General features: G+C 45.1%; 14 protein-coding genes. 3 read left to right on the forward strand and 11 right to left on the reverse strand.

The features are described from left to right. The 8 genes from AWH66_RS19150 to hinT form a co-directional block, all read right to left on the reverse strand. A partial coding sequence (locus tag AWH66_RS19150) for an Ig-like domain-containing protein (protein WP_206360063.1) occupies positions 1-860 on the reverse strand: 860 nt, incomplete at its 3' end. A 10-nt stretch (positions 861-870) separates the two neighbouring features. Next, positions 871-1,902, reverse strand: coding sequence for an outer membrane beta-barrel protein (locus AWH66_RS19155; protein WP_063606519.1), 1,032 nt, complete (start codon positions 1,900-1,902; stop codon positions 871-873). Between the two features lie 211 nt (positions 1,903-2,113). After that, positions 2,114-2,653 (reverse strand): alpha/beta hydrolase YcfP, encoded by a 540-nt coding sequence (gene ycfP / locus AWH66_RS19160; RefSeq protein ID WP_006072986.1) that lies wholly within the window; start codon positions 2,651-2,653, stop codon positions 2,114-2,116. A 115-nt stretch (positions 2,654-2,768) separates the two neighbouring features. After that, a complete protein-coding gene (locus tag AWH66_RS19165) occupies positions 2,769-3,611 on the reverse strand; it encodes a phosphotransferase (RefSeq protein WP_062462861.1) in 843 nt (280 codons plus the stop codon). A 10-nt stretch (positions 3,612-3,621) separates the two neighbouring features. Then, complete coding sequence (lpoB, locus tag AWH66_RS19170) at positions 3,622-4,212, reverse strand: penicillin-binding protein activator LpoB (RefSeq protein ID WP_006072984.1); 591 nt, start codon at positions 4,210-4,212, stop codon at positions 3,622-3,624. Between the two features lie 36 nt (positions 4,213-4,248). Beyond that, positions 4,249-4,641: a YcfL family putative periplasmic lipoprotein gene (locus AWH66_RS19175; RefSeq protein WP_006072983.1), complete on the reverse strand. Its 393-nt coding sequence runs from the start codon at positions 4,639-4,641 to the stop codon at positions 4,249-4,251. Beyond that, the gene (locus tag AWH66_RS19180) at positions 4,641-6,044 is read right to left on the reverse strand and encodes a COG3014 family protein (protein ID WP_006072982.1); all 1,404 of its coding nucleotides are present in this window, start codon (positions 6,042-6,044) and stop codon (positions 4,641-4,643) included. The genes AWH66_RS19175 and AWH66_RS19180 overlap by 1 nt, the downstream gene beginning before the upstream one ends. 77 nt (positions 6,045-6,121) lie before the next feature. After that, the gene (gene hinT / locus AWH66_RS19185; RefSeq protein WP_063606518.1) at positions 6,122-6,472 is read right to left on the reverse strand and encodes a purine nucleoside phosphoramidase; all 351 of its coding nucleotides are present in this window, start codon (positions 6,470-6,472) and stop codon (positions 6,122-6,124) included. A 418-nt stretch (positions 6,473-6,890) separates the two neighbouring features. On the opposite strand from hinT, the gene AWH66_RS19190 reads away from it, so the two are divergent. Further along, a complete protein-coding gene (locus AWH66_RS19190) occupies positions 6,891-8,882 on the forward strand; it encodes a methyl-accepting chemotaxis protein (protein ID WP_063606517.1) in 1,992 nt (663 codons plus the stop codon). Positions 8,883-9,091: 209 nt separating this feature from the next. Then, a complete protein-coding gene (locus tag AWH66_RS19195) occupies positions 9,092-10,264 on the forward strand; it encodes a DUF1887 family protein (protein WP_063606516.1) in 1,173 nt (390 codons plus the stop codon). A gap of 59 nt (positions 10,265-10,323) precedes the next feature. On the opposite strand, the gene AWH66_RS19200 is transcribed toward AWH66_RS19195, so the two are convergent. Beyond that, positions 10,324-11,568: an MFS transporter gene (locus AWH66_RS19200; RefSeq protein ID WP_063606515.1), complete on the reverse strand. Its 1,245-nt coding sequence runs from the start codon at positions 11,566-11,568 to the stop codon at positions 10,324-10,326. A 364-nt stretch (positions 11,569-11,932) separates the two neighbouring features. Between AWH66_RS19200 and AWH66_RS19205 the strand changes: the two genes are divergently transcribed. Further along, a complete protein-coding gene (locus AWH66_RS19205; RefSeq protein WP_063606514.1) occupies positions 11,933-12,814 on the forward strand; it encodes a LysR family transcriptional regulator in 882 nt (293 codons plus the stop codon). A gap of 75 nt (positions 12,815-12,889) precedes the next feature. Here AWH66_RS19205 and AWH66_RS19210 read toward each other — a convergent pair whose 3' ends face one another. Further along, positions 12,890-14,266, reverse strand: a complete 1,377-nt coding sequence (locus tag AWH66_RS19210) for an aldehyde dehydrogenase (RefSeq protein ID WP_038229549.1) — start codon at positions 14,264-14,266, stop codon at positions 12,890-12,892. Positions 14,267-14,346: 80 nt separating this feature from the next. After that, positions 14,347-15,411, reverse strand: coding sequence for a butyrate kinase (buk, locus tag AWH66_RS19215; RefSeq protein ID WP_143081542.1), 1,065 nt, complete (start codon positions 15,409-15,411; stop codon positions 14,347-14,349). Positions 15,412-15,427: the final 16 nt, after the last annotated feature.

Below are 15,427 nucleotides of genomic sequence, written 5' to 3' on the forward strand. Positions count from 1 at the left end.
ATCTCGTTTGCCGTCGCCAAGCCGCCATTTGTGCCATCTACTACAATTGAAACTGCTCTACCATTTGACGAATTCCATATGGCTAATTGCGTTACGTCTTCACTATGCCCATCTGAATAATACGCGGTCGCAGTGTATTTACCTGTGGTACCCACAGGCTTCGCCAGATTTTTCGGGGTGACCTGTAAACTCGACACAACCGCATTAGTAACGTTTAAATCCGTTTGTACCGACTTACCTTGATAGCTAAAACTGATCTGAGTTGTACCTTGAGATAACGTGGCCGCATTACCGCTTTGTGAACCTATCGTTGCGACATTAGCAGTGCCACTTTGCCAGTTACCGAATTTAGTCACATCTTGTTGGCTTGTATCAGAGAAGAGCGCCATCGCTTGGTACTGAACCGCGATACCTGCTGGAACCGTCTTGTTTACAGGAGAGATAGACAACGAATCCAATACCGCATCGGTAACCGTTAGTTCCGATGAAGCTTGGTAGGTTTGATACTGAGCGTTGACCGTCGTAATTCCGATTTGCTTTCCGCCAACAAGTCCACCTTGTGCGCCATCAGCGACAATCGTCGCAATAGAGGAATCGATAATGCTCCACTGTGATAACGCTGAAATATCTTGAACGTTGCCGTCAGAATAATTCGCTATTGCTTGAAACTGATACTGTGTCCCATTCGCTATCGCCTTGACCGGTGGCACAACAGCGATACTGGTAATATAAGGTGCACACGGATTATCTGGCCCACCGCACTCACTGGTTGGAAAGCCACTATTGTCTCCATTACATGCCGCCAAAAAGAATGTCATCCATAACACACATAAGCGATAAAGTGTTTTTGTCATCTGCATGAGTCACTCTTTAGTTTTGATTAGTACTAGACGGGGTAGTCATTTCTTCGATATGAACGGTCACTCTTCGGTTCATATGACGATGTTCCGTTGTGTCATTAGGAACAACAGGAGAGTCTTCTCCATAACCAGCAACCCTTAGTTGCTCAGTACTTACGCCCGCATGTTTTAGGTACTCATAAACCGCATTTGCTCGACGCTCGGACAAGTTTTGATTGTACTCATTCGGTCCAGTAGAATCGGTGTAACCATATACGGTTGCACGAGTTTCAGGATAGCGAGTTAATCGATAGACAATAGGGTTAAGCGCCTCAACATTCTCGATTTTTTCGGAGTCAAATGCGAAGAGAACCGAAGAATGCAGCTCTGGCAAGCGCGTTGTTATTATTGGAGTAACTGGTTTGGCCTCGGTTTGAGTCTCTGGCTTGGAGTCTTCTGCCGAGCTAAATCGATACACAATACCTAAAGTAGCTAGATGCCCGTTACTTCCACCAAGTTTGTCGCTGCCAAGCGCATTGACATATTGGTACTCTACTCTGCCCGCCCAATGATTTGAGAAGTGGTATTCCAAGCCGACACCAGCTGTTGGAGCCCAACCGTTATCTGTTAGAGTTCTGCTTGGTCCGCTATTCTTACCTTGCCAGTAGAGTGTGCCCGCTTTCGCAAACGCGTCCAAATTGTCGGTCACAGGAATACGACCTACAACTGACATTTCTATGCCTGACATAGAACCCGAATATTGGTTGACTCTACCACCTTCTGGATACAAAGCTTTCGCTTCACCAAAATCGAGATAGCCTAATTCTAGTCCCCAGTGCTGCCAAACCTGATAGCCAATAAAGCCCCCTAACGCCACATCAGTTCCATCACAATCTACCGCCCATTCTTCACAGGCATTTTGGTATTTCATTGCACCTAGTTTTCCTCCTAGGTACCAATGCGATGAAAAAGCGTCACTGTCAGCCGATGTTTCATCGGCGAGGACGTTAAAGCTGAGCGATACAACTATCGCTAAACTGAGTACTTTATGAGTAGAAACCAAAGCTTCCTCCGTTTTCGTCTAATACGAGCGTGAGGCAGGCTACTGAAGAGTGTGAGAATGACCTTGTAAGAGTAACCAACCTAAATTAACTGGGCGTACCATAATAAAATCTTAATGTTGTGTGAAAGTTGTTACCGTATTGAACAAAAAAAAGCAGCGAAATCCGCTGCTTTTGTAAAAAGTAGTACACGCCACTCGGACGTTTCTTACATTACGATTCTTTAAACGCCTTCATCGTTTGAAGGTGCTGAGAGATCTTTTTGAATTTATGTGTTTGAGTTTCATCCCACACTACATCGTAATAATCTTTAAGGGCATCCGCCGTTTTTTGGTTATCGTGAATTTCGTCTTCTTTGGACAAAATGACCATACAACGACCCGCATTTTTACTGCGGAACTTTTCAACACACTTAGTGGCAATGTCTTCATATTCTTCTGGCCGATCAATACGACCCTGCATATTTACTTCAGGGTGCAAATTGGGGTTGAAGATAACTTGTTTAATGCCACATAAGAAGCCTATGCGCTCTGACCAGTAGCCTCCCAGACCTACACCGCAAATAATCGGCGCTTCATCTTTTGACTCTTGAACCAGCTTGTTCACTTCTTTAAGAAGGTGCTGCATATCATGCTTGGGGTGAAGTGTGCTGTAGTTGACGAAACGAACGTCTTCGTCAATGAATTGCAACTGAAGCACTTTTTCATGGTTGCCTGGGCTTGTTGAATCGAAGCCGTGAAGATAAATAATCATAGTACCTCTCAATCCGTCCTTATTGGTACGCTTTCGTTAAATCTACCACGAAAGCCCTAGTTTCATAGGGGGTAAGATGATTTTTCAGAAAAGATAACGTTAAACAGTGATCCCCTCAACATAATCGTAGATAAATAGCCTCAGCTTCGACTAAAAAACCATCATCTTGCCACACCTGCGCTGCAAGTAGATACCAGAGCATAGCCATCATCTGCGAGTGTCTTTGCCAAATCTCCACATCCTTTTGCCAAGATCTACTATCTATCGTGGGCTGGTGCTGTTTGTAGAGTTCAATTCCTGTAACGACATCCATTTGAAGCATATCCAAGGTCATTGTTAGGTCCAGAACGGGACTGGCAATTGCAGCATATTCCCAGTCAATTACCGCAAGGCCCGTTTCAATCTGCACTAAGTTATGAATGCCAAAATCAAAATGACAAAGCGCTTGTTGCGCACAGCTTAATTTTGGTAGCGTTCGAAGGCTTTCGTAGATCGGACGAAAGCGCCGCTTTAGAACAGAATCGTCAAGCTGAGACCAGTAATGATCCACTTTTTCTTGGTAATCAAAACGTCGTACCTGACTGATAGGTTGAATGGTATGGATATTCGCAAGAAGCGCGATAACCTTTGAATGATCGTCTAACTGACTAACAGGAATGCCATTACACCAACTGAGCGCGATACCCTTTGGGCCGCGAGCGATGACTTTGTTAGTAGGGAGGTGTCCGGCAACCGAGTTCAAAACCTCAGCTTCATTGTCGCGACTGATATCAAATGACTGACATAGCGATGAGTTGGCACGCCAAATCACCCAACCATGAGATGGAGTCAATACACGCCACGCCCGATTTGTCAGGCCGCCAGATAACGGAAGTGCCCCTAAGGGCACTTCGTTTAACAAGGAAGATAATCCAGCCAAATCTGGTGATTGCTGGACCGCATCAATCCAATTAAGCATTGAGCGCTTGTTATAGACCTAGTACTGAACGAGACTCTTGCTTACGAATTTCAGTTTCGTCAGCCCACTCAATCAGACCCGTTTCTAGATCCATAAGACGCATTGTCATTTTGTAGTATACGTCTTTATCGCTGCCCGCTTCTTTAACGATACTACTTAGGTTACCGTAAAGCATATATTGCGCACCAACCATTTTACCGAATTGGATAGCTGTGCTTTGGTTCACTAGCTCATCATTGTTTTGGAAGTTGAGCTGTTCACGTACAGACTCAACACGATCCATATCTACGAAACGGAACTTACCAGAGTTCAGCATTTTGGTGCTGATGCTGTCAGTGATAGACTCGGTATCAATGTGCTCCGTTGTTTTGTTCTTGATACGTTCAACAAATACAATAGGGCGACTGTCGCGCGTGATTGCCGCAACTGAACCAGACATCAGCATGCTATCAACCATATCACCAGCGATCTTCTGTAGGTCAGTTGAACCGAAATCGATTGTTGTCGTTTCAGTAGCTTGCGCGTCGCCGTAACTTACTTTATTTGAACAGCCACCGAGAATGACAGCCAAACCCAACAAAGCAATAATACTTTTTTTCATTTTGTTTCCTTAGTCTTACTTTCCAACGGGTGGAAATTACTCATCCGCTCCGCGCAATTGCACACGGAATTCTTTACCATTAGGATTTACAGACACCTCAGATAGGGTAATAGTTTCATCACCGCGTAAGATGGCTCTTTTCCAAGGGGCTTGTTTAGTATTTACTTCGAGTCCTTGCGCATCATACCAATAGAATCGATATTGGATGATTTGGTCCGTAGATGTCGTATTAGACAATCGCACCACGCCTCTCGCATGACCATTGGTATCAATGGTCGAAATATCATCAATAGAGAATTTTTTACCCATTTGTGCGTCACCATAAAGCACTGCCTGAGTTTGGCCTTCGATTTTGATCCCTGAGGTTTTACTTGAAGCACAGCCAAACAGCGTCAACAGCACACCAATACTCACTAACCATTTTTTCATTACATTCTTCCTAATTGTTTATGCCAAATGGTGGCATTGCCGCCCTGGCGCGACACCCAAACCAAAGTTGTTTGTCTGTCTCTCACATCAAAAGTATAGTCTTGACCATCTAACGTCATTTTGTGGCTGCCCGCTTTAACGATTTGACTAGCACCGTTCACGACACCCGGTAATGTTTGCCAACTCCTAGTATCAGGCTGTTCCGTCAAGGTGTTCCACACGTTGAAGATAAGGTTACCGACATCATCGTCTTTCGCCGTACTCTTACGAATTTGGTCTTTGGCATACACGCGCAGTGCTTGTCGCAACAAGATGGTCGGCATATTCTCGGTAAGCTGCTGCTGTGCCATTAAATTAGTATCCACTAATTCATCTGACTTCAGGGGCTTACCATCCAACATAATATTCGAAAATTTAGGCGTCACCGCTGGAACATAATACGGCAGTGCCACAGTATACAACGCAGTATTACCTTGGCTGTCATAAACAGGCAAAGTCAGATTCCAAGATTGCATGGCGCTCACAACCCCCTGCTCTTCGAGCAGGATGACACGACCTTCACCAGCTTTAACACCTGGTCGATCACCATATTGCTTTTTAAGCTTCGCAAGATCTTGGTTACGACTTGAGCGTTTAGCCACACGAATTACCGCGTCGATAACGGCTTCGTTATCTGGTGCAACAGCAAGTGCGCGAGTATAGTCAATATAGGCCCCATTGAGGTCATTTGAAGCTTCGTACATCAAGCCTGACAAAAACAACAAATAGCCATTTTGAATCGCTTTCAGTTGATTTCCCGCATCAGGATAACGCGACAACACCGACCCTAGATTAGGTGATAACCCCTTCTGCTTCATTTCAGCTTCAGCAGAACGTAAGTCTTTCTCTCGCGCCTGGCGAGCACGCTGTTGAACTTGGTTTGCTCGTCGCACTTCAACCAGTGCACCCTCTAGGTCGTTCTTTTGAATATAGTTGAGCCCTAGATACAGGTGTAAATAACCTAGCTCATAATCTGGCGGCACATACTCGGTTATATTGTCATTGACCGCTAAGGCGCCAACACTAGTCGCAGTGTCAGTAATAGAAATAAGCGCCTTATCTTGCTGAACTCTAACGGCCTTATCACTAACTTCAAGCGCTGATTTACTTTGCGGATAGGATTGGTTTAAGAACTCGACCCTGCCGCGCTCAAAATTATCCAAGATATCACCCGCAACGACATCTTCAGCCTGAGGCAATGCAGCCTGCGCTTTTTCATATTGGCCAGTTTTCACCGCTTGATACACCACCGTATTCTGCTGGGTATAGTGGCTAAACAGATTACCTGCACTTAGTCCCGCACAAGCGGTAAGTGATGCAGCAAGTACGACGATGAGTGCGTGTTTAACGCTACGTATTAACATATGTTTTGAAGAGAATAGATACCTTTAGTGAGGCTTTGACAATTACGTTAGTACTAAGTTGCCAAAGCCTCTCGAAATTAGCTCATCAACAATGGGCCAAGTGGGCGACCACCAACGAGATGCATGTGAATATGGTACACCTCTTGACCGCCGTGAGAATTACAGTTGACGATCAAACGATAGCCATCTTCTGCAATACCTTCATCATGGGCGATCTTCCTTGCAGCGGTGAACATACGTCCCATCATTGCTTCATCATCAGTTTCAACTTCATTAACAGTGGGAATCAGTTTGTTTGGAATGATCAACACGTGGCTTGGAGCACGCGGATTGATATCACGAAATGCGGTAACAAGATCGTCTTGATACAACACATCGGCAGGAATTTCTTTACGAATAATTTTGCTAAAAATGGTTTCTTCAGCCATGAAGTTCTCCAATTACCAAACCAATAATACTGACACAGGATCGCCAGCACATACTTACTTTAGAAGTATGCACTAAGGTCTATAGAATCACAATTTAAAGCAAAGCCAACATAGCTTGTTGTTTTCACTATTGTTCGATTCTCAACCTATATCTCGCTAGAAGTACTTTTTTTGAGATAACACTTCACGACAAAACCTTGGCTTTTATTACATTTTTGACGAGTGCGTCATAAAACGTAGCACGACAAGTCATATATATTTCAGTTTTTGTTATTTGTAACGATAAAGAGACAAAAGCGCCAAACCTCAATTCCGACCTGATGTTACGAGTGGACGGATAGTGCAAGGTTTAGCGTAAAGCGTCCAGTTAAATTTTGTATGATTTTTGTATTGCTGCAACATCACTAGGGAGAGATATATGCAGGGTTCCGTTATACGGAGGATGTACGCCGGGTTCACGCTCATCGTCATTCTTTTTGTTATCACCATCATGATTATGCTCAGTGGCATGAACCAAATTCATCAGTATTTTGGTTCTGTTTCTAAGTCCTCTCTCCCGTTAGTTTCTCTTTCGAATCAAACCAGTGTGCAATTATTGTCTGCGGACAAATCCTTCAAAGATTTCCTCACAACGCAGAACGAAGAGAGAATGACTATCCGTCGCGAAGAGTTTTCCGCTTCAATGGAAGAGTTTGGTCGTGACTTAGAACAACTCGCTAGCGCGAGTGCCGGTTTCCCTGAGCTAGAAAACCGAATTGGAGAACTGCGAGAGGTTCAAGCTCGCTATAGCGAAGAAGCCCAAGAAGCGATGGATAACTACCAATCCATGTTCGCAGCACAAGAACAGGTTCAACTCTCTACACGACGATTCCAAAAACTCCACTCAGACCTTTCTGTTGGTATGAAAGAGTATGTAGATGACGCTTCGAGTATTTCTGTCAAAGTGATGGCAAAAAGTTACTTTATCAAGCTAAAAGACGCCGAACTCATCACTTCAGATGCACTCGCCAGTAGCGATACCGTCTTCGTTCAAGAAGCCGTTAATAAAAACCGCAAAGCCGTCACTCACCTCAACTACGCTTACCGCGGCTTAGTTACACAAATGCCAGAGTTGAAGAAAGTGTTTGAGAGCTCTGTGGAACAATTTACCAAAGATGTCGGCCAGAAAGGTGGCGTGTTAGACCAACATAATAATTATTTGATCGCCAGAGCCGCTCTGTATCAAAACATCGAAAACCTAGCTCTGGAAGTAGACGGTGCGATGGCGACACTTAACGGCTTCACCGAAACTGCGACAGCCAATCTAAACCAATCTCTTGAACAAGCAGGCACTATCTATGACGAAGGCGTAATAAAAGCCATTGGTATAGGTATGGTCGTTGTCTTAATTGCAGTCGGTATTGGTTACCACATTGCGCAAAGTGTGCGTCAACCACTGAACAGCACACTCAAAACACTAGAAAGCTTAACCGAAGGCGACATGACGCAGCGCATTGAGGTGAAATACAACAATGAGTTCCGCCGTCTAGGCAACCACATTAATACGCTTGCAGACAGCCTGCACAACGTGTTGGTCAAACTGAATGATGCATCGGACAACCTCACTGATACTGCAAGCAACAACCAAAGCACGTCTTTGAGTGCGCAAAGCCAACTTAGTGCGCAGCGTGAGCAAACCGCTAACGTCGCGACGGCAATGACCGAAATGTCTCATTCAGTACAGGAAGTGGCAAACAGTGCGCAAAACTCGTTAGAGAAGGTACATCAAGTCGAATCGGCCTCTGAATCTGGTCGTCAAATCATGAGTACCAATATCAGCACCATCAATCAGTTGGAGCTTCGTCTTAATGAATCGGTTGAAGCGGTTGGCGAACTTCAGAAGATGAGCAGCCAAATTGGCAGCATTTTAGATGTCATTCGCAACATCGCTGAGCAAACCAACCTACTCGCCCTCAATGCTGCTATTGAAGCAGCACGTGCAGGCGAGCAAGGACGTGGGTTTGCAGTGGTGGCAGACGAAGTTCGCGTACTAGCTCAGAAGACCACTGAATCTACCACTGAAATCGAAACTATGATCAGTAACTTACAAACCAGCTCTAAGAGTGCAGGACAAGTCATTGAAAGCTGTATGAAGGATATGGAACTATCGGTTGAGCAAGCCTCTACCGCTAATGGAGCCATGGAAGAGATACAAGCGTTGATCATCGAAATCAGCCAAATGAGTACGCATATTTCTCAAGCCGCAGGCGAGCAAAGTGAAACTACCGTAGATATCGCTAAAAACATCGAAGAAATCAATCATATCGCCGATGAAAGCTATCAAGCCATGTCGCAAATCGCGGCAACAAGTGAAAGCTTAACTAGCCTAGCCAATCAGCAAAGTGAACTAGTACACCGCTTCAAACTTTAGTTTTCGTGTAAGAAACGCGTAAATTCTCCCCTGAAGAGCAGGTTTCGTTGAGACCTGCTCTTGTTTTTTACAAGTAACGGCATTATATCTGAATTATGGCTTGCTTCACTTTTCCATGACCTTTGATTTTGAAAGCCCAAGTTTCGATATCAATGACGAATGTCATGCTCTCATTTTCTTCAGCAAGCCAATAGTTGAAGGAAGCTATAATGGCCGTTCACGTAGGCATAATTGATCAAGATCCCATTCGTTTGGTAACTCCTTTACTGGATGACCGAACCGTTAGTCGTCACATCATCTTTATTGGTGACGAATCCCAATTTGAAATGTATGAGCGTTTGAGCTCAGTATTGGCGGAGCGCTACATTACTGCAGAATTTTATGAAATTCCCAATATCGTCAATACGTCTGTTATCAAACAATCCATTCTCGGTTTAGCTAAGCAACTTAAAGAAAAGAATGTCGAAGTTAAATTGAATGCCAGTTGCGGCTTAAGACATCGACTGCTTTCTGTCTATGAAGTATTCCGTACCTTCCATTGGCCAATCTTCGTTGTTGAACCGAACAGCGATAAGATGTGCTGGTTGTACCCGGAAGGCGCAACTGATGCGCAGGTACAAGATCATATCACCATTGGTGATTACCTCACGATTTTTGGTGCTCGTGGTGAATTTACTGACTACGATCTTCCCCCACTACTTGACAGAAAACTTTATGAGCTGGGTGAAAAATGGGCGAGTAACGCACTGGAATTAGGTCCGGGTCTAGCGACGCTAAACTACTTGGCAACCACGTGCCGAAAAGAACAGAAACTCGATGTTGAGCTTTCCGAAAAACAACAAGGTTATCGCGAACTCAATATGCTACTTAGCGATTTGGTAGAATCTGAAATAGCGACTTATGACAACGGCATTTTAACCTTTATCAGTGAAGATGCACGTCGCTTTTCCAATGGGGAATGGTTAGAGAACCTAGTTCATAGCACGGTCAAACAAATCCAAGACGACTTACCGACCATTCAAGACCGTTCTTTGAATGTTCAAGTATACCGTCAGCTTGGTGAGCGAGAAGTTCGCAACGAACTGGATGTCGCATCCGTTGTAAACAATAAATTGCATATTATTGAATGTAAGACCAAAGGTATGCGCGACGATGGTGACGACACTCTATACAAACTGGAATCGCTGCGTGACTTGTTAGGTGGCCTGCAAGCCCGTGCCATGTTGGTTAGTTTTAGACCGCTACGTCACAACGATATTACTCGTGCAGAAGATCTTGGCTTAGCACTTATTGGACCGGATGAGTTGAAGGATCTAAAACTGCATCTAACCAAATGGTTTAAAGGTGCCGGCGGTATCGATGAGAAAGCTCACCTTTCTTAAGCAGATAGAAACAGAAAAAGCTTGGCCATCGCCAAGCTTTTTTTACTTTGATTTTGCGTTTACGCTGCAGCTTGTTGCTGCTTATGCTTTACCGACGCTTTGTGTTTCGCGCCAACAATGACAATACATACATATGCAGCAGTCGTCAGGGCTAAAATAGCAAATGGCAACGCTGCCCAACCAAACCCATCTACAGCAACACCACTGATAACGCTACCAGCAGCAAAACCTAATGAGATGAAGAACATCATTAAGCCTTGAGTCAGACCGCCACCTACTACGGTCAAGCGAGCAGCAATCGCTGGTGAAATCATATCGGTAATAGTGATACCTTGCAGATAAATCAGGAACAAGCCTAGGGTAATAATGTAGTGCACACTCATTCCGGCTTCAGCTATCACGTAAAGCAAACCAATCACGACGATAGAAGCAATCGCTGACACTTTGAACAAGCTAAGGTTGCCGTAACGTGCCACAAAGCGCTCAGCCGCGATTAAGATAAACAGCCCCACAACTGACGCCACCGATAGGTTAGCAGCGGAGAGAGATTGCGTGACACCGTAAGCGTTTTCTAGTAAGTTCGGATATTGTGCCTGAAATGCCCCTTGTCCCGCACATAGCAAACCAACGGCAAGTAGGAACAAACCGAAATTTGAGAATAGTGATTTTGCTAGACCAACGTCTTCTTTGCCACCGATATCCGCTTCGGCACTCGCCTCAGCGTTATCCAGTACTCGTTGAGCTGCGGCTTTATTGGTAAACATGGTTATAACCAACAGCACAGCAACAATCGCCATCATAACGCCAAAACGTTGTTCGTAAGACCAACCTAAATCAGTGATATATGCCAAGGCTACACCAGATAATAAAGCACCAATGATAAGCGTTTGAGCCATACGACCAAGCTTCATCGCTTCAGTTTTTGTATCGTAGCCCGCAAACGTAATAAAAACAGGGTTGAGCATAAGAAGAATAGCTGAGCCAACACCGAAACATGCAGCACCCACTAACATCAATGGAAAGCTTTCACCCGCGACGACAAAACTTGTCCCAGCAAGCAGATAACAGATCATACCGAAAAGCTGTGCATGTCGATGCGCTTTGTACTTATCAGCGAGGCCTCCAATAATTGGAGCGGCAAGACCCGCCATACCAAATACAGCCATTGCCAGACCCGCTTGAGTCGCACTACCAGTACGAGCAAGAATAAAGGAAGGCATTAACATAGGAATAAACACGATTTGCACAATGCCATAAGCAAAGTGCGCGGCAAACCAGCCCTCTAAGCCAAGTTTTTTCAACATGATCACAGACCTCAATAGATCATTACCCTTAGTGTTGTGGGTAATAAATTAAACCACAGCAAAAAGATCCGTTTTCTACTGAGCGAATAGCTAGCCCACGCCAAATCTAGGTAAATTATCAACTGAGTAAACACTCTGCTTGACCCGTTGTTAACCATAAAAATACTGGGCTTATTTATAGTGATGATAATATCAGCCTACCTACAAAGTCGTAATAGCCCAAAGCCTCCAGTGTTAAGCCCACACTTCTCTCAGCGTCAAGTTTGTTATACTCTAATCATGCTGACAGAAAGAATAGTTGTCATCTACCCAGTCGTATTGGGTATATACTTTGCCGCTAATTATTAAGGTAGGAGTTTGCCTTATGAATCTCACCAAACTTAGAGTGTTTGCGTTAACTGCAGAGCATGGTTCATTGACCAAAGTTGCTAATATTATGGGTAAAACGCGCACCTCACTAAGTATGGCGCTATCCAGTTTAGAAGATGAATTGGGTGTAGAACTGTTTGAACGGACTCGTAATCGTCTGGTATTGAATGACGCGGGAAGTGCTTTACTGCCCGATTGTCGAAACATCCTCAATATGGCAGAAAGTCTGTACTCAAAAGCCGAGCAGTTTCGACAAGGTGACAGTGACAAAATACGCATCGCCTATGACGACACGTTACCGTCTTCATTCTGGCGCAAACAACTTGTTGCTTTGTCTGATGAGTTTCCACATGTCTCCCTGACCGTCATCAAAGCCTCCAGTGCCGATATCCCGACTCTCGTTCGTGAAAATCACGTAGACCTCGGCTATGGTTTGGTCTTTAGCTCTGGGGATGACCCACAAGTGAAGGTTCGTGCTCTCCATCGTATTCGAATGATGGCGGTATGCTCTCCCCAGCATGAACTGGCTAAACTCACCAACGTTACCAGTACCGACATCAGTGCCCATCGACAAATCGTGCTGTCTCATCTGTTTGAAGAGATTCATCAAGATTTTCGCCCTATTTCGAGTAGCACAATGAGCTTTTCCAACTACCAAGAAGTATTGGATGCGGTTATCGATAATTTAGGTTGGGCGATCATTCCTGAGACACTAGTAAAACAAGAGTTGCGTCAAGAGCACTTAGTGGTCGTGAAGCATCCGAATGGCATGTATTTTGAGAGCTTTGGCGAGATGTCACGCCCGAACGATCATGCGGTAGAAACAAGACAAGCACTGATCGATGGCATCGAAGAAGGTATCTACGACTTGTTTTAACCATCCACTTTCATCAACGAGAAAAGCCGAAGCAAATGCTTCGGCTTTTTCGTTTTATCGATTGGGGTAAATCGATTAAACGATACGCAGACCACCTTGAGCGATTGCGAAACGACGTGCACGAGTGAACGAGTACGCGTTTGTGATACCTTCACCAGTTGGACCAGCGATTGTGAACGTTGAAGTACCTTCAGCGTTGTAACCTACACCAGATAGTGTTGGACCGTTGTGAGCGAAGATAGTGGTGTTGATAGCGCGACCGAACTTAGTTACGTTCTCGATGTTGCCCGAGTAGATACATGCAGAGTGCTTGTTACCACGCTCAGCAGCAACAGCGCGCTCGATAGCTTCGTCGATGTTCGCACAACGAACAACTGGAAGTACTGGCATCATTTGCTCTACGTGTACTAGTGGGTGATCGTTCTCAACAACCATAACCGCTAGACGAGTCTCAGACTCAACACCGATAGACTTCAGGATTTCACCTGCGTCTTGACCAACATGTTGCTTAACTGGGTGCCATACGCGAGCAATTTCTTGCGCAGTACATGGCTTAGCACCGTCGATTTCGTCCATAGTTAGGATTTGTGCAGTTAGCTTCTCAGCTTCTTCTGCAGAAAGAACGTAAGCGCCAGTTGCTTCTAGCTTAGCTAGGAACTCGTCAGCGACTGAATCTTCAACGAATACTTCTTTCTCACCGATACATAGTAGGTTGTTATCGAAAGATGCGCCGCCGTAAACGCCAGCCGCTGCTAGGTCTAGGTTAGCAGAAGCATCAACGATGACAGGTGGGTTACCAGCGCCAGCACCTACACCTTTCTTACCAGATTGTAGGATTGCTTTAACTAGACCAGGACCACCAGTACCAACTAGCATGTTTACTAGTGGAGATTTAGCGATTTCGTTAAGAGTTTCTAGAGTTGGCTCTTTAACCATAGTAACTAGGTTAGCTGGGCCGCCTGCTTCAACGATAGTTTTGTTGATCATGTCGATCATTACCGCAGAAACAACTTTTGAAGATGGGTGAACGTTGAACGTTACCGCGTTACCAGACGCTAGCATAGAGATAGCGTTGTTAACGATAGTTTCAGTTGGGTTAGTTACAGGAGTAACCGCACCGATAACACCGTATGGTGCACGCTCTTCTAGAGAGATACCGTTGTCACCAGACCATACTTTAGTTTCTAGAACTTCAGTACCCGGAGTCTTAGCAGCAGTTAGCTGGTGCTTAGCGATCTTGTCTTCAACACGACCTAGTTTAGTTTCTTCACGAACCATTTTCGCGAAGTCTTCAGCTTTAGCTAGAACCGCACCACGAATAGCAGTAAGGATAGCTTCACGGCCTTCTTTAGTAGAGTTAGCGTAGAATTCAACTTGAGCTTTGTGAGTTGCTTCGATTGCTGCTTCAACAGTTTCGAATACACCTTGTGCGTTATTGATATCGAATGACATTTTAATTACCTTCTGTAAAGTATTCAGTGGCGAGCCACTTCTACAGAGCAGGCTCATGACCTGCCCTAATCTTTAATTCATTAAGCGTATGTTTTCGCCGCTTCTTCGCCGTTAGCCACACGCAGTGTGCCTAGTACTAGTGCTTCTAGTTCAACTTCACCTGGGAACTTAGTTACCGGAGCAATGAACTCAACGCGCTTAGTGATTTCCGCCGTGATGTATTTGCTGTAGGCGATACCACCTGTTAGCAGGATTCCATCAACTTTCTCACCACCGAATACCGCGCCCATTGCAGCGATTTGCTTAGACACTTGGTAAGCCATTGCATCAGTCACTAGTTTGAACTCAGCGTCGCCTGCTTCCGCTTTCTCTTCGATTTCACGCATGTCGATGCTACCTGTGTAGCTGAAGGCGCCGCCTTTACCTTGGATGAATGCTTTCATCTCAGCATGCGTGTACTCGCCGCTGAAGCAGATGTCGATTAGCTCACGAGTTGGCAGGTCACCAGAGCGCTCAGGCGTGAATGGGCCTTCAGAAACCGCGTCGTTTACATCAACAGTACGACCGCCCATGTGTGCACCAACAGTGATACCGCCACCCATGTGACACACGATAACGTTCACGTCCTCGTATTTCTTACCTTGCTGCTCAGCAAACTGACGAGCAATAGCTTTCTGGTTAAGCGCATGGAAACGACCTTTGCGTTTAATTGCTTTATGGCCAGAGAATGCCGCTAGCTCAGATAACTCATAAGTCACTGGCGCGTCAGTGAAGAACGCTTCAATACCGTTCTCGTCTGCAATCTCTTTACCGATGATGCCTGCAAGGCTTGCTGGGTGTTGAATTTGTGCTTCAAGAAGGTCAGCGATTACTGCATCGTCAACCTTGTAAGTACCACCTGCGATTGGCTTAAGAACACCGCCACGACATGCCACTGCACCTAGTTCAGACGCTTTAACACCAGCTTCTTCTAGTGCCGCTAGGATCGCTTCTTTACGGAATGCTTTCTGGTGAGCAACAACAGCGCCAAACGGTGCCAACTCTTCAGCACTGTGACGTAGTGTTTTCTCGAACAGCTCAGTAGTGCCTTCGAAAACACCGATTTTTGTAGAGGTAGAGCCAGGGTTGATAGCTAGAATTTTCATCACTTATAAACCTAAT

The organism is Vibrio barjaei (genome assembly GCF_001639065.2).
Lineage (GTDB): Bacteria > Pseudomonadota > Gammaproteobacteria > Enterobacterales > Vibrionaceae > Vibrio > Vibrio barjaei.

Coding starts and splice junctions, on each gene's coding strand:
- AWH66_RS19190 (WP_063606517.1), top strand. CDS start 6,891: ATGCAGGGTTCCGTTATACGGAGGATGTACGCCGGGTTCACGCTCATC.
- AWH66_RS19195 (WP_063606516.1), top strand. CDS start 9,092: ATGGCCGTTCACGTAGGCATAATTGATCAAGATCCCATTCGTTTGGTA.
- AWH66_RS19175 (WP_006072983.1), bottom strand. CDS start 4,641: ATGAAAAAATGGTTAGTGAGTATTGGTGTGCTGTTGACGCTGTTTGGC.
- AWH66_RS19200 (WP_063606515.1), bottom strand. CDS start 11,568: ATGTTGAAAAAACTTGGCTTAGAGGGCTGGTTTGCCGCGCACTTTGCT.
- AWH66_RS19210 (WP_038229549.1), bottom strand. CDS start 14,266: ATGTCATTCGATATCAATAACGCACAAGGTGTATTCGAAACTGTTGAA.
- ycfP (WP_006072986.1), bottom strand. CDS start 2,653: ATGATTATTTATCTTCACGGCTTCGATTCAACAAGCCCAGGCAACCAT.
- AWH66_RS19180 (WP_006072982.1), bottom strand. CDS start 6,044: ATGTTAATACGTAGCGTTAAACACGCACTCATCGTCGTACTTGCTGCA.
- AWH66_RS19165 (WP_062462861.1), bottom strand. CDS start 3,611: ATGCTTAATTGGATTGATGCGGTCCAGCAATCACCAGATTTGGCTGGA.
- hinT (WP_063606518.1), bottom strand. CDS start 6,472: ATGGCTGAAGAAACCATTTTTAGCAAAATTATTCGTAAAGAAATTCCT.
- lpoB (WP_006072984.1), bottom strand. CDS start 4,212: ATGAAAAAAAGTATTATTGCTTTGTTGGGTTTGGCTGTCATTCTCGGT.
- buk (WP_143081542.1), bottom strand. CDS start 15,411: ATGAAAATTCTAGCTATCAACCCTGGCTCTACCTCTACAAAAATCGGT.
- AWH66_RS19205 (WP_063606514.1), top strand. CDS start 11,933: ATGAATCTCACCAAACTTAGAGTGTTTGCGTTAACTGCAGAGCATGGT.